At 42.3% G+C, this 14016-nt stretch carries 13 protein-coding genes; all 13 read right to left on the minus strand.

Annotation, left to right across the window (positions count from 1 at the left end; all coding sequences use genetic code 11):
- Positions 1 to 45: 45 nt before the first annotated feature.
- The 13 genes from HMPREF2764_RS01470 to HMPREF2764_RS01530 all read right to left on the minus strand — a co-directional run bounded on the left by HMPREF2764_RS01470 (position 46) and on the right by HMPREF2764_RS01530 (position 13493).
- Positions 46 to 276 carry a GlsB/YeaQ/YmgE family stress response membrane protein gene (locus HMPREF2764_RS01470; protein ID WP_050252449.1) on the minus strand — a complete coding sequence of 77 codons (231 nt, stop codon included), beginning with the start codon at positions 274 to 276 and terminating at the stop codon, positions 46 to 48.
- A gap of 9 nt (positions 277 to 285) precedes the next feature.
- Positions 286 to 1527 carry an aminopeptidase gene (locus HMPREF2764_RS01475; RefSeq protein ID WP_070526642.1) on the minus strand — a complete coding sequence of 414 codons (1242 nt, stop codon included), beginning with the start codon at positions 1525 to 1527 and terminating at the stop codon, positions 286 to 288.
- A 21-nt stretch (positions 1528 to 1548) separates the two neighbouring features.
- The gene (locus tag HMPREF2764_RS01480; protein WP_000776626.1) at positions 1549 to 1701 is read right to left on the minus strand and encodes a hypothetical protein; all 153 of its coding nucleotides are present in this window, start codon (positions 1699 to 1701) and stop codon (positions 1549 to 1551) included.
- Positions 1702 to 1719: 18 nt separating this feature from the next.
- A complete protein-coding gene (locus tag HMPREF2764_RS01485) occupies positions 1720 to 6111 on the minus strand; it encodes a PolC-type DNA polymerase III (RefSeq protein ID WP_070526646.1) in 4392 nt (1463 codons plus the stop codon).
- Positions 6112 to 6214: 103 nt separating this feature from the next.
- Complete coding sequence (gene fusA, locus HMPREF2764_RS01490; protein WP_000090348.1) at positions 6215 to 8296, minus strand: elongation factor G; 2082 nt, start codon at positions 8294 to 8296, stop codon at positions 6215 to 6217.
- Positions 8297 to 8571: 275 nt separating this feature from the next.
- Positions 8572 to 9042 carry a 30S ribosomal protein S7 gene (rpsG, locus tag HMPREF2764_RS01495; RefSeq protein ID WP_000087873.1) on the minus strand — a complete coding sequence of 157 codons (471 nt, stop codon included), beginning with the start codon at positions 9040 to 9042 and terminating at the stop codon, positions 8572 to 8574.
- 19 nt (positions 9043 to 9061) lie between these two features.
- Positions 9062 to 9475, minus strand: a complete 414-nt coding sequence (gene rpsL / locus HMPREF2764_RS01500; RefSeq protein WP_001142332.1) for a 30S ribosomal protein S12 — start codon at positions 9473 to 9475, stop codon at positions 9062 to 9064.
- Positions 9476 to 9788: 313 nt separating this feature from the next.
- A complete protein-coding gene (locus HMPREF2764_RS01505) occupies positions 9789 to 10388 on the minus strand; it encodes a response regulator transcription factor (RefSeq protein ID WP_070526649.1) in 600 nt (199 codons plus the stop codon).
- The gene (locus HMPREF2764_RS01510) at positions 10389 to 11486 is read right to left on the minus strand and encodes a sensor histidine kinase (protein WP_070526652.1); all 1098 of its coding nucleotides are present in this window, start codon (positions 11484 to 11486) and stop codon (positions 10389 to 10391) included. It lies immediately after the preceding gene.
- Positions 11486 to 12223, minus strand: a complete 738-nt coding sequence (locus HMPREF2764_RS01515; protein ID WP_070526656.1) for an ABC transporter permease — start codon at positions 12221 to 12223, stop codon at positions 11486 to 11488. The genes HMPREF2764_RS01510 and HMPREF2764_RS01515 overlap by 1 nt, the downstream gene beginning before the upstream one ends.
- Before the next feature lies 1 nt (position 12224).
- Positions 12225 to 13109, minus strand: a complete 885-nt coding sequence (locus tag HMPREF2764_RS01520) for an ABC transporter ATP-binding protein (RefSeq protein WP_070526659.1) — start codon at positions 13107 to 13109, stop codon at positions 12225 to 12227.
- Positions 13096 to 13290: a hypothetical protein gene (locus HMPREF2764_RS01525; protein ID WP_070526661.1), complete on the minus strand. Its 195-nt coding sequence runs from the start codon at positions 13288 to 13290 to the stop codon at positions 13096 to 13098. Before HMPREF2764_RS01525 ends, HMPREF2764_RS01520 begins: the two co-directional genes overlap by 14 nt.
- A complete protein-coding gene (locus HMPREF2764_RS01530) occupies positions 13287 to 13493 on the minus strand; it encodes a hypothetical protein (protein ID WP_025170070.1) in 207 nt (68 codons plus the stop codon). Before HMPREF2764_RS01530 ends, HMPREF2764_RS01525 begins: the two co-directional genes overlap by 4 nt.
- Positions 13494 to 14016 lie beyond the last annotated feature (523 nt).

The raw sequence follows: 14016 nt of genomic DNA on the forward strand, positions 1-14016 counted from the left end.
TCCTAGTTTGCTCTTTGATTTTCATTGAGTATCAGATTTAAGGAATTAACTTCCTCGTCTCCAGAAAATCGCTAAGACAATCATGGAACCTAGTATTGCCGGAATAATGGCAGTTCCTGCTATTATCGGTCCCCAAGTCCCAAAAAGCAAATGCCCTATAAAGGCACCAATCCATCCGAGAAACATTTTTCCAAAACATCCCATGCGTTCTCCACGATTGGTCAGAGTACCTGCTAAAAATCCCACTAGGAGACCAACGAACATACTTCCTAACATATTATCTCCTTAATTTGCCCAATCTCCGTTACGGAAGAGTGGTACACGTGTCCCATCCTCACGGATACCATCGATATCCATTTGGTTAGAACCAATCATAAAGTCTACGTGAACATCTGAACGGTTAAGCCCCGCAGCTTCAAGCTCCTCTTCGCTCATCTCCGCTCCATCAACAACGCTAGTTGCATAGGCTGCACCGATAGCCAAGTGATTTGACGCATTTTCATCGAAAAGGGTGTTAAAGAAGGTAATGCCTGACTGAGAAATTGGGCTTGGATCTGGTACCAAGGCACATTCACCTAAGGCACGCGCACCCGCATTTTCAAAGACAAGGTCTTTCATGACCTGATCACCCTTCTCAGCAGTGATATCTACGATTTGTCCATCCTTAAAGGTCACCTTAATACCTTCAATAATGTTTCCGTTATAACTAAGCGGTTTTGTAGAAGTGACATAACCATCTGCGCGACGAAAATCAGGCGCTGTGAAGACTTCCTCTGTCGGCATATTTGGCAAGAATCCTTCGCCCTGTGCATTGATAGCACCAGCTGATTCCCAAACGTGGTTCTTTGGTAAACCAAGTGTCAAATCTGTCCCTGGCGCTGTGTAGTGAAGGGCTGAAAATTGTTCTTTATTAAGCATATCAGCCTTGCTCTTGAGGATAGCTGCATGCTCTTCCCAAGCCTTAACAGGATCTTCTTCGTAGACACGGCAAGTTTTGAAGATTTGGTCCCAAAGGAGATCGACTGCTTCTTCATCGCTCGCAGCATTTGGAAAGACTTTCTTAGCCCACTCAAGTCCAGCAGCAGCTGCTACAGTCCAGCTAACCTTGTTAGATTGAGTTGCGATACGCATTGGCTTCATGGCAAGTCCCATAGCTTTGGCAGAAGCTGATAGCTTGTCAGCATCCACTCCGTTCAAGGCACCTGGATCAGATGAACGAACCCCAAGACGGCTAGCCTTGTTCTCCAAAAGATAGTTCATCTCAGCAATCTTGTATTCTGGCACATTGTCCAGATGCTCCATCGGCGCATGGAGAAATTTCTCACGGTTGATGACATCATCTGTCCACTGAACGATCACCTCATGCGCACCCAAGGCATAAGCTTCTTTGACGATTAAGTGAGCCAACTCGCGTTGCTCCACATCGATAGAGAGAGCCAAAGTGTGACCAGGTTGCACGTTGATTCCATTTGCAACCAACAATTTCGCATATTTTTCTAGATTTTCTTTAAAATTTGGTAAAACCATGTTGTTTTCTCTTTTCTATTTTTATTTTTCTTTCAAAGCGGAGAATAATCCTGCTAAAGCAATGGCACCTGACAAGAGTGCTGTTGATAGAAGAATTGTCTGATCGGCAAGTTCTAATTGATATTCAAATACTTTCTCAGCCGGCTTATCTTCCGCAAAAATTCTTAGTTTCATCTTTTTTCCTCCAAGACCTTAAAACAACTCATCAAACAAACTCAACTGATTATCCTCTGGCATATTGCCCAGAATTCCCATTTCATCCATCTTTTCAACCAAGGTTGATGAGAGTCCACCACGTTTGCGTAGTTCTGTTTTAGAGAGGAATTCTCCCTCTTGGCGCGCACGTACCAGTTGCTTAGCAACGTTTTCTCCCAGACCATCCATTGCTACAAATGGCGGAATGAGGGTATCCCCATCGATGAGGAACTCTGTCGCCTGACTACGGTAGAGATCGAGTTTACCAAACTTGAAACCACGCTCCCACATCTCATTGACAATCTCAAGAGTTGTATAGAGGTCAATCTCCACATTAGAGGCTTCATTGTTCTTCCGTTTTTCAGAGATTTCTTCCATTTTGCGCTTAATGGCATCCAAGCCCGCACCCATGGTCTTGATATCAAAAGCCTTAGCACGAATGGAGAAATAAGCACAGTAGTAATAAATGGGATGATGAACCTTGAAGTAAGCTACACGCAAGGCCATCATAACGTAGGCTGCCGCATGGGCCTTAGGGAACATATACTTAATTTTCCCACAGGACTCGATATACCACTCTGGCACCTTATTAGCCTTCATGGCTTCAATGTAGCCATTGCGTTCCTCTTCGGAAATCTTGAGCCACAAGCCCTTACGTACCCGTTCCATGATGGTAAAGGCCATCTTAGGTTCGAGACCAGCATGCATGAGGTAAACCATGATGTCGTCTCGACAACCGATAACGGTTGATAGATCCGCAATCCCTTGTTTAATCAAATCCTGGGCATTTCCCAACCAAACGTCAGTACCGTGGGACAGTCCAGACAACTGAAGCAATTCTGCAAAAGTCGTCGGATGCGTTTCATCTACCATGCCTCGTACAAAGTTGGTTCCAAACTCTGGAATCCCCAGCATGCCTGTCGGAGTTCCGATTTGTTCAGGAGTCACACCTAGCACATCAGTTCCAGAAAAGAGGGCCATCACGCCTTCGTCATCCATAGGGATTTCATTAGGATCAATCCCAGACAAGTCCTGGAGTTTTCGAATCATGGTCGGATCATCATGTCCCAGCACATCGAGTTTGAGGACGTTCTCATCGATATCGTGGAAGTTAAAGTGAGTGGTCTGCCATTCAGCCGTCACGTCATCTGCTGGATACTGGACAGGCGTAAAGTCGTAAACATCCATGTAGTTAGGAATAACAACAATTCCTCCCGGGTGTTGTCCCGTCGTCCGCTTGACACCAGCTGCACCTTGAGCGAGGCGTTCCACCTCTGCATCACGATAAAACTTGCCATAATCTCGCTCATAGCCCTTGACAAATCCATAAGCGGTCTTGGCAGCTACTGTACCAACCGTTCCTGCACGGAAGGCATATTCCTCACCAAAGATATCACGCACATCCAAGTGAGCACTAGGCTGATCTTCTCCCGAGAAGTTCAAGTCAATATCGGGAACCTTGTCCCCATCAAAACCAAGGAAGGTCTCGAAAGGAATATCCTGTCCGTTTTTGCTGAGTTTATGACCACATTTAGGACAGTCCTTATTGGGCATATCAAATCCTGAACCATAAGAACCATCGGTGATAAACTCGCTGTATTGACACTGACCACAGACATAGTGAGGAGAGAGAGGATTAACCTCCGTAATCCCAATCATGGTCGCAACGAAACTAGATCCTACAGACCCACGAGAGCCAACCAAGTAACCCCGTTCATTGGAACGTTGAACCAGCATCTGCGAGGCCAGATAAATCACAGCAAATCCATTCCCCAGAATGGAAGTCAATTCTTTTTCAATCCGCAAATCAACAATATCTGGCAGCGGATTTCCATAAATCTCAAAAGCTTTCTTATAGGTCAATTCAGCGACCGTTTCTTCAGCCTTGTCAATGAAAGGCGTATACAAGTCACCCTTAACAACCTCAACGGGTTCAAAGATTTCTGCCAAGGCATTGGTGTTTTCAATAACCAATTTGCGAGCTAATTCCTCTCCCAAGAATGCAAATTCATCCAACATTTCATTAGTCGTTCTAAAATGAGCTTTTGGAAGAGGAGCGGGTTGGGCATGTTCGCCATGACCAATAGTTCGGTTAATCATCGCCCCCTGTCCCAAACTACGGACGATAATTTCACGGTAAATCTCTTCTTCTGGTTCGATATAGTGGACATTTCCCGTAGCCAAAACGGGCTTGCCAAGACGGTCGCCAACCTCTATCAAACTTTTGATAATGGTCTGTAGTTCTTCCATATCCTTGACCTGCTCCTTGGCGATCAATGGCGCATAGATAGCTGGTGGCATGATCTCAATAAAGTCATAATACTTGGCCACCTCAACCGCCGCATCCACACCTTGGGAAACGACTGCATCAAAAACTTCACCTTCAGAGCAAGCTGAACCTAAAATCAAACCTTCCCGATGGGCATCTAAAACCGTTCTCGGAATCCGTGGCACCCCTTCAAAGTACTTAGTATTAGACAAGGAAACCAGCTTAAAGATATTTTTTAGTCCTACTTGATTCTTGACATAAATGGTCGCATGTTTAATCCGAGCTTTTTTATAAGAATCTGGACTAATCAAATCAATATTAAGTCTAACTAGATCGGTCACACCATGTTTTTCTGCTACCTCTTTGATAAAGATGAAGAGCAGACGACCAGTAGCTTCCGCATCGTAGTTGGCCATGTGGTGATGTTCTAAGGCCACACCAAAACGCTTGGTCAAAGGTCCCAAACCATGACGCTTATACTCAGGATAGAGGTTTCTAGCAAACTCTAACGTATCGATAACTGGCTGACTAATCCTTGGAAGACCATGACGCTCATAGTTGGCATTCATAAATCCAACGTCAAAGGTAGCATTGTGGGCAACTAAGACCGTATCCTTGCAGAATTCTTGGAATTCTTGCAAAACTTGTTCCAGTGGTTTGGCATTTTTGACATGGTCATCTGTAATTCCAGTCAACTCAGTAGTAAAAGCTGACAAGGGATGTCCAGGATTGATAAATTCATCAAATTCAGCAATAACATTCCCCTTGTACATCTTAGAGGCCGCAACCTGAATCAAATCATTATAGATAGCTGAAAGCCCCGTCGTTTCCACGTCAAAGACCACGTAGGTCGCTTCCGACAAGTCCATCTCCACTTCGTTGTAGACGATAGGGACACGGTCCTCCACGATATTGGCTTCCATACCATAGAACAGCTGGATTCCCGCTTTCTTAGCCGCCTTATAGCCATGTGGGAAGGACTGAACATTTCCATGGTCTGTGATGGCAACCGCCTTGTGTCCCCACTTAGCAGCTGTCGCAACGATTTCTTCTACCTCTGGTAGTGCATCCATGGTCGACATATTAGTATGAGCATGAAACTCAACCCGTCGTTCTCCTTCTGGCATTAAATCCTTCCGCTCATAGTGAACAACTTCCTGCACGTCTTGCACGTTCATAGTCAAATCGCGTGTGAAGTTATTCATCTCCACATTCCCACGAACACGGAGCCAAGAATTTTTCTTGATGAGATCAAATTTCTGAGCCTCTTCCTCATTCTTAACCCACTTTTGCATCGAAAAACTTGAAGTGTAGTCCGTCATTTTAAAGTTGATCAAAACACGCCCTGTTCTGGTCACTTTTTGCTCCACATCAAAAACAACCCCTTCAAAGACCAAACGATTTTCCTCCGTCGTCACTTCGATCATAGGAGTAATCTCCGCCTTATCTAGCTTTGGCTTAGCCGCAGCCTTTTTGGCCTGAAAATCAAAGGCTGTTTTCTCTTCAGCTGGAGGTGGTGCCATCTGTTCCAGTTGCTCCATAGCACGAATCGCTTCCTCATTGGCCGCTTGAACAATCTGCTCATTTTCAGCATGAAAGGCTTCTTCCTGTTCTTGGGTCAGCACATCATTTTTCTCTACTTGACAGTTAAAAGTAGGAAAGCCGAATTTTTCAAGTTGTTTAGCTAAATTAGGAAGATGATTCTTCTTAAAATGTTCCTTATCAATCGCCTCAGAGCCTTCAATCAAGAGTTGATTGCCCTCAGCACGAACTCGCAAATTCTGATAAAGGGACTTAAAACCTTGACTAGCACATGGGCCCTCAGAGAAAGCCTCCCTATAGTAGGACTGCAAAAGTTGGTTTGAAAATTCTTGAGACAGAACCTTGATTTCGAAAATAGCTTTATTGCCTGTCTTAGAAAACTCTTCCCTCAAACCTTTCTTTAATTCTAAAAAAATTTCAATCGGTAAAATATTAGAAAATACGAAATGAAACTCCCATACCTTACTAATTTTATGAACCACAACTCGCTCAATATCGGCCTGTGCTAAAGCAGGAGCCTGTCTCATTTCAGCAGGCATCCCCAATTGATTCATCAAAATTTCAAAACTATTTGACATTCATTTTCCTCACATTATTCTCCTACTATTTTACCATACTTAGAGGTGTTTTCTAAAGACAAAAGGAAGCCACTAAGTGACTTCCTTCTAGAGTGAGGACTGATTAGTCTTCACCTTTGTTTTTCTTAATGATTTCTTCTTGTACTGACTTAGGTACATCTTCGTAGTGGTCAAATACCATCATGAATGTACCACGTCCTTGAGATGCAGAACGAAGAACTGTTGCGTAACCGAACATTTCAGCAAGTGGAACGTAAGCACGAACGATTTGGCTGTTACCATGTGCTTCCATACCATCTACACGTCCACGACGAGCAGTTACGTGACCCATAACATCACCAAGGTTTTCTTCTGGAACAGTGATTGTTACAAGCATCATTGGTTCAAGGATAGCTGGTTGTGCTGATTTAGCAGCTTCTTTAAGAGCAAGTGAAGCCGCGATCTTGAAGGCAGTTTCAGATGAGTCGACATCGTGGTATGAACCATCGTAAAGTTTAGCTTTAACGTCAACCATTGGGTAACCTGCAAGAACACCGTTAGCCATAGATTCTACCAAACCTTTTTCAACCGCTGGGATAAATTCACGAGGAACCACACCACCGACGATTGCGTTTTCGAATTCGAATCCTTTACCTTCTTCGTTTGGAGTAAATTCAATCCATACATCACCGAATTGACCTTTACCACCAGACTGACGTTTGAAGAATCCACGTGCTTGAGTAGAAGCGCGGAATGTTTCACGGTAAGATACTTGAGGAGCACCTACGTTAGCTTCAACTTTGAACTCACGACGCATACGGTCAACAAGGACGTCAAGGTGAAGCTCACCCATACCAGAGATAACTGTTTCACCAGTTTCAACGTTTGTTTCAACGCGGAATGTTGGATCTTCTTCAGCCAATTTTTGAAGGGCGATACCCATCTTGTCTTGGTCAGCTTTAGATTTTGGCTCAACCATCAATTGGATAACTGGTTCTGGAACGTTGATTGACTCAAGGATGATTTTAGCTTTTTCATCAGTCAATGAGTCACCAGTTGTAGTATCTTTCAAACCAACGGCAGCAGCGATATCACCTGAGTAAACAGTGTCAATTTCTTGACGGCTGTTGGCGTGCATTTGAAGGATACGTCCGATACGCTCACGTTTACCTTTAGAAGTGTTCAATACGTATGAACCTGATTGAAGAACACCAGAGTAAACACGGAAGAATGTCAAACGACCTACGAATGGGTCTGTCATGATCTTGAAGGCAAGAGCTGCAAATGGCTCTTCATCAGATGCTGGACGAGTTTCTTCTTCATCTGTATCTGGGTTGATACCTTTGATCGCTGGGATGTCAAGTGGGCTTGGAAGGTAGTCAATAACCGCATCAAGCATCAATTGAACACCTTTGTTCTTGAAGGCAGAACCACACAATACTGGGAAGAATTCAACGTTGATAGTCGCTTTACGGATACCAGCTTTCAATTCTTCGTTAGTGATTTCTTCACCTTCGAGGTATTTCATCATCAATTCTTCGTCAGTTTCAGCAACTGCTTCGATCAATTTTTCACGGTATTCTTGAGCTTGGTCAAGGTATTCAGCTGGGATGTCTTCTTCAAGGATATCTGTACCAAGGTCGTTAGTATAGATTTCAGCTTTCATCTTGATCAAGTCGATGATACCACGGAAGTCATCTTCAGAACCGATTGGCAATTGGATTGGGTGTGCATTTGCTTGAAGACGATCGTGAAGTGTGCTTACAGAGTAAAGGAAGTCAGCACCGATTTTGTCCATTTTGTTGGCAAATACGATACGTGGAACTCCATACTCAGTTGCTTGACGCCAAACTGTTTCAGTTTGAGGCTCAACACCTGATTGTGAGTCAAGAACGGTAACCGCACCATCCAATACACGAAGAGAACGTTGTACTTCGATTGTGAAGTCCACGTGTCCTGGTGTGTCGATGATGTTTACGCGGTGGTTGTTCCATTGAGCTGTTGTCGCAGCAGATGTGATAGTGATACCACGCTCTTGCTCTTGCTCCATCCAGTCCATTTGTGACGCACCTTCGTGAGTTTCACCGATTTTGTGGATTTTACCAGTGTAGTAAAGAATACGCTCAGTAGTTGTTGTTTTACCAGCATCGACGTGAGCCATGATACCGATATTACGAGTTTTTTCAAGTGAAAATTCGCGTGCCATGAGGTTTGTTTCTCCTATTTATTTTTGATTTCTATTCTATTATAACACGATTTTAATAAAAACGGATAGGCAGGACCTACCCGTTCTCAATGTTTTCATGCTATTGTTGGTTTCAACTTACGAGATGGTAAGTTGAGTTGTTGCTAAGAGCTGATCGAGCTCAATTGAACTCGGTCTAAAAGCTTGGAAAATAGATAAGCTTTCCTAGAATCTTTGATTCCGCGTCAAGCTTCCTAATTTTCAGTAGCTTTTTTAACGCCCTTAGTATCTTAATCTTACCAACGGAAGTGTGCGAATGCACGGTTAGCTTCAGCCATACGGTGAGTGTCTTCACGTTTCTTAACAGCTGCACCAGTGTTGTTAGCAGCATCCAAGATTTCTTTTGCAAGACGGTCTTGCATTGTGTGTTCACCACGAAGACGAGCAATTGTTACCAACCAACGAAGTCCAAGTGTTGTACGACGTTCTGGACGAACTTCAACTGGGACTTGGTAGTTAGAACCACCAACACGACGTGCACGTACTTCAAGTACAGGCATAATGTTTTCCATAGCTGTTTCAAATACTTCAAGTGCATCGTTTCCAGTAGCTTCTTTGATTTGCTCAAAGGCACCGTAAACGATTGAAGCAGCTGTACCACGTTTACCATCAAGCATAACGCGGTTGATAAGACGAGTAACTAGTTGTGAATTGTAAAGCGGATCTGGCAATACGTCACGTTTTGGAGCTCTATTTTTACGACTCATTTCTCTTTATCCCCTTTCCTTATGCTTTTGGACGTTTAGTACCGTATTTAGAACGGCCTTGTTTACGATCGTTAACACCTGCAGTATCAAGTGCACCACGGACGATATGGTAACGTACCCCTGGAAGGTCTTTTACACGTCCACCACGAAGAAGAACCACGCTGTGCTCTTGCAAGTTGTGTCCGATACCTGGGATGTAGGCAGTAACTTCGATAAGGTTGCTCAAACGTACACGAGCGAATTTACGAAGGGCTGAGTTAGGTTTTTTAGGTGTCATTGTTCCAACACGAGTTGCAACACCACGTTTTTGTGGTGAAGAAACGTTTGTTTGAACTTTTTTATGACTGTTGTAACCAACGTTCAAAGCTGGTGATTTAGATTTTTCTACTTTTGATTTACGCGGTTTGCGAACCAATTGGTTAATTGTAGGCATCTACATTCTCCTGTGTTTTTTTATTTTTGGTGATGATACACTTGGTGACAGCTATCATCTGTGTGTACTTTTGCAACATTTGTCAGCACGTCCCTGTACACTCTTGAGAGACCAAAAGTAAAAAGTACCGTCTATTATTGTAACAAAATTTTCCCTTGGTTGTCAAGATATTTTTCTTTTTTATTGTTAATTTTAGCTCTTTTGTAGTGCTCCCTAAAAAAAGAAAAGGGAGGAATCCCACCCTCCTAAAGTTAGTATTGTTCCATTCAATCCCATCAATTTTAGCACATAATGTTCAAAAAATATTATATCATCACAACCAACCAGATTCTTTCGCGATATTAGCTGCCTCTGTTCGATTACCTGCATCTAGTTTTGAAAGAATATTGGTGACATAGTTTCGGACTGTTCCATTGGATAGATAAAGTTTGTCTGCAATTTCTTGGTTAGAGAAGCCCTGAGCAATTCCCTTTAAAACTGCGATTTCTTGTTCTGTCAACGGATTGGGATGCGTCATCACCACTTCCATCAATTCAGGCGAATACTCCTTGCGCCCTTCGAGGACAGTTTGCAAGGTTTGCATGAGTTCTGCAATGTTTCTTTCTTTTAATACATAAGCATCTACACCAGCCTTGACCGCACGTTCAAAATACCCAGGACGCTTGAAGGTCGTCACCACAACCACCTTTGTTTCTAGATTTTCTGCTCGTATCCACTCCAAGACTTCAAGACCTGTCTTAACAGGCATTTCTACGTCAAGGATGGCGATATCTACAGACTCCTTTTCTAATAGTTGGATTGCTTCTTGCCCATTCTTGGCTTGAAGGACAGACTCCACATCCGGTTGAAGCGTGAGCAACTGACACATAGCATCTCTCAACATACTTTGATCTTCTGCGACTAACACTTTCATCTACTTTCTCTCCTTATAAGGTAATCGAACCTGAACTTCTGTCGGTTGTTTCTGACTAATCACATTTACCTCTCCCGAAAATGGAAGAACACGATCTCGAACTGTATGGAGGTCATCCCCCTTTATAGAAGTAAAGCCACAGCCATCATCTCTCACTGTTAGAATGAGTTCTTTCTCTGTCCGTTCTAATTTCAAGTAAACTTTAGACGCTTTAGCATGTTTGATGATATTGGTCACTAATTCAAGCAAAATCATGGAAGCCGTTGACTCCAATTCCTGAGTTAAGCTAGCTGTATCTAGTTGATTAGCTATTTCCACCTCAATTCCAGCAATTTCTAACATCTTTTTCACAGTCTCTAGTTCGGATGTCAAAGTTCTAGACTTAAGATTTTCCACAATGGTTCGCACTTCATTCATGGAATCCTTACTGATCTGGTGAATTTCTTTTAATTCCTTTTCCACCTGTGGATAAGCCTCCATCTGAAATAACTGCAAGGCCAAATCTGTCTTGACACTCAGCATAGCAAAAGTGTGTCCCAAGCTATCATGCAAATCCTGACCGATACGACTGCGTTCATTTTCAGCAAGCAATAGATTTATCTGGGCATTTTGCTTAGCCTGAGCTTCTTTCAAATCCTCCACAATACGAATCCGAACCAAGCCAAAAGTCATTAAATCGATAAAAGTGATAATTCCAAGCAGATAGACTAGAAACTCAACTTCAACTTCCTGAAAAATCAAAAGTTGCCCCACAACAAGGACTTGAGCAAGTAGAAAAGTCCGGACATGTAAAGAATTAAAACTACGTACGCCGAAATGATAAATTAAGAGATTGGCAAGGAAAAAGAAGAACCAGATATAATTTACACCAACAAAGGCGGTATAGCCAGCTACATAAGCTAGCATGATAATCCAAAAGATCCAGGATAAGCGTTGACTCTTGGTGGTTAAAACGCCTAAGTAAGCCAAGATAAATAGAATATCAATCAATAAATGCCAGCTAGGAAGCTCCCCAGTCACTACAGGAACGATGGGAAAAACCATAAAAATCAAACTGGCCCAATACATATAGTCTATGCTTTTCAGTCTTTCAAGCATTAAGTATTCTCCTTATGACCTTGAAGGTAAATGGTCAAACCAAACAAAACTGCTGAAAAAACAAGTAGATAAACTGTAGCTGATAGATTGATGCCATCCTCGTTTAAGAAGGTCTTGAGCAACTCCATCAACTGATAAGTTGGAAGACACTTACCTACTGCTTGCATCCAGTCTGGAAATAAAGAGATGGGCATCCAGAGCCCACCTAAAACAGCCAAGCCTAGATAGAGAAGATTTCCCACTACAGACATCAGCTGACTAGAAGGCAAGAGTGTCAAGGTCAAGCCAAGCGCTACAAAAGCTACACTTCCTACTATCAGTAAGAACGCAGCCCCAATCCAGCTTCCTAGAGGCATATCCACACCTCTGACCAAGTGTCCAACTGAGAAAACAACCAGGATTGAGACCAAATAATCAACCATCATACTTGTTATCTTTGATAGATAATATTCTACCATATTTACAGGGGTATGGCGCAATGTTTTCTGCCAGTTGTTGATTTTATCGGTATATAAAACAGCTGGGAATGAAAACATGGCTGTCGACATCATGGAAAAAGCCGTCATGGAGATGAGGTAATCACGCATAAAATTATCTGGTCCACCGGGTGTGTCCTGGTACATGCCTGAAAAGAATAAATAGAAGGCTGCCGGCATCCCTACAGATAATAGATAATAGACCAATTGTCGTTTGGTCAATAGAAATTCTATCTTGTTTAGTGCGATCCATCGTTTCATCTTAGTCATCTCCCTTTTGTGTTTCTTCAAAGATTGTATCCAACAAGCTACGATTATTGACTTCAATTTCTTGTATGCTACATCCTGCTTGAACTAACAGTTCCCAGAAAGCATTTGCCTCTCGTGTGACTACTTGCAGAGCATCTTGTTTTTGTACCCAGTTTTCAACCAAGTTAGACTGCTCAACAATTTCCTTGTATGCCAGAGGAAGGATAAAGTGCTTTTCAATCTCCTCACTGCGCATGGCTAGAGGTGTTGTATCGCGAATCAACTCTCCCTTATTCAAGACCAAGATTCGATCCGCTGTATGCTCTACCTCTTCGATGTAATGGGACGAATAAAGAATGGTGACTCCCTGCGCTTTTAGGTCCTGAACAATTTCCCAAAAATGTTGACGAGTAGAGGTATCCATAGCAGCAGTTGGTTCATCTAAAAAGACAAGCTTTGGTCGCCCAATCAAGGTCAAGACGAAAGAAAAGAGACGCTTTTGCCCACCTGATAATTTTTCTGCGAATTGCTCTTTTTGTTGCTGGTCAAACTGCAATAGTTGATCGATTTCCTGGTTGCTCAAGTGATTTGGGTAAATGCTTTGAAAGAAAGCAATCAACTCTTTGACCTTTAATTTCTGAACGATGACATTTTCTTGAGGGAGGTAGGATCTTGTGTAGTCTAACTTAGAGCTCGTCACTGGCAAGCCTTGGATGGATACTTGACCGCTTGTGACCAGTTTATCTCCAAGCAGACAGTCCAAGAGTGTGGTCTTCCCAGCACCATTGGGCCCAATCAAGGCGACGCATTCACCTTCAGCTACCTCAAAGGAAATATCCTTCAAAATAGCCTTGCCCTTGATGTTTTTATTTAGGCTTTCTACCTTAATCATGTTCATGATATTCTCCTTTCAACCACTCCTTTCCCATAGGAAAGGCGATAAAAGTCATAAATCCTAGTCCCCAGGCACCACGGATGAATTGGTGAAGGAAGGCTTGATCAAACCAACCTGTAAACATTTCTACCAACCATACCACTAGTGATAGTCCAATAAAAAGATAGAGAAACGCTTTTTTCATTTTTCGAACTCCTTTTTCACATCTGAGACCAATTTCAAGCCTTCTCGGATAAGCCAAGACATCATGCCAAATCCTGCAAACAACTCCCAAGGAAAATGATAGAAGCCTTCATCCAATCCTGAAAACATGAGATAAGTCATGACTCCTGCTGCTACTAAACTCATTGCGACAATTACTTTATGTTTCATTTTTTCTTCCTCCATTTCATACTTCAATTATAGACTTTTGAAGTTTGCGGAGCTAGATGCTTCTGTCACTAGGAAATATGACAAATGTCATAAAAGATTCTGTTCAAAACAAGCAAGATACACTATACAATAAAACACAAGTAGAAAAATCTAAGGCAGCTTCCTCAAAAGAGATATCAAACCCAATTCACACTATATTGAAAACTAATACTTATTTAAAATCAAAAGAGCAGAAATTTTTATCGCACAAACACATATATTATAGGTAGAACAAAAAAACTCTTCAATTACTTTCTTAAAAGTTTGTGAGAATTATACAATCTGTTAAATTTTAATTTATGTACCTAAACTACAGTATTCATTGAACAAATCAGGAAATAAAAAAGTATACGCGATCAAAATGAATTACTGAAATTAAAAAAAAGAGAGAAGCGAACGCTTTCTCTCTTAATGTATATAATATCTAGTTAAATAAAAAAGATACGCTTACGTATCTCTGAATGAATCGGGAAGACAGGATTCGAACCTGCGACACCTT

Origin of the sequence: Streptococcus sp. HMSC073F11 (assembly GCF_001810785.1) — a bacterium.
Taxonomy (GTDB): Bacteria; Bacillota; Bacilli; order Lactobacillales; family Streptococcaceae; genus Streptococcus.

Excerpts from the sequence above, each read along its gene's own strand:
- HMPREF2764_RS01470 (WP_050252449.1), bottom strand. The coding sequence starts at position 276 with ATGTTAGGAAGTATGTTCGTTGGTCTCCTAGTGGGATTTTTAGCAGGT.
- HMPREF2764_RS01475 (WP_070526642.1), bottom strand. The coding sequence starts at position 1,527 with ATGGTTTTACCAAATTTTAAAGAAAATCTAGAAAAATATGCGAAATTG.
- HMPREF2764_RS01480 (WP_000776626.1), bottom strand. The coding sequence starts at position 1,701 with ATGAAACTAAGAATTTTTGCGGAAGATAAGCCGGCTGAGAAAGTATTT.
- HMPREF2764_RS01485 (WP_070526646.1), bottom strand. The coding sequence starts at position 6,111 with ATGTCAAATAGTTTTGAAATTTTGATGAATCAATTGGGGATGCCTGCT.
- fusA (WP_000090348.1), bottom strand. The coding sequence starts at position 8,296 with ATGGCACGCGAATTTTCACTTGAAAAAACTCGTAATATCGGTATCATG.
- rpsG (WP_000087873.1), bottom strand. The coding sequence starts at position 9,042 with ATGAGTCGTAAAAATAGAGCTCCAAAACGTGACGTATTGCCAGATCCG.
- rpsL (WP_001142332.1), bottom strand. The coding sequence starts at position 9,475 with ATGCCTACAATTAACCAATTGGTTCGCAAACCGCGTAAATCAAAAGTA.
- HMPREF2764_RS01505 (WP_070526649.1), bottom strand. The coding sequence starts at position 10,388 with ATGAAAGTGTTAGTCGCAGAAGATCAAAGTATGTTGAGAGATGCTATG.
- HMPREF2764_RS01510 (WP_070526652.1), bottom strand. The coding sequence starts at position 11,486 with ATGCTTGAAAGACTGAAAAGCATAGACTATATGTATTGGGCCAGTTTG.
- HMPREF2764_RS01515 (WP_070526656.1), bottom strand. The coding sequence starts at position 12,223 with ATGAAACGATGGATCGCACTAAACAAGATAGAATTTCTATTGACCAAA.
- HMPREF2764_RS01520 (WP_070526659.1), bottom strand. The coding sequence starts at position 13,109 with ATGAACATGATTAAGGTAGAAAGCCTAAATAAAAACATCAAGGGCAAG.
- HMPREF2764_RS01525 (WP_070526661.1), bottom strand. The coding sequence starts at position 13,290 with ATGAAAAAAGCGTTTCTCTATCTTTTTATTGGACTATCACTAGTGGTA.
- HMPREF2764_RS01530 (WP_025170070.1), bottom strand. The coding sequence starts at position 13,493 with ATGGAGGAAGAAAAAATGAAACATAAAGTAATTGTCGCAATGAGTTTA.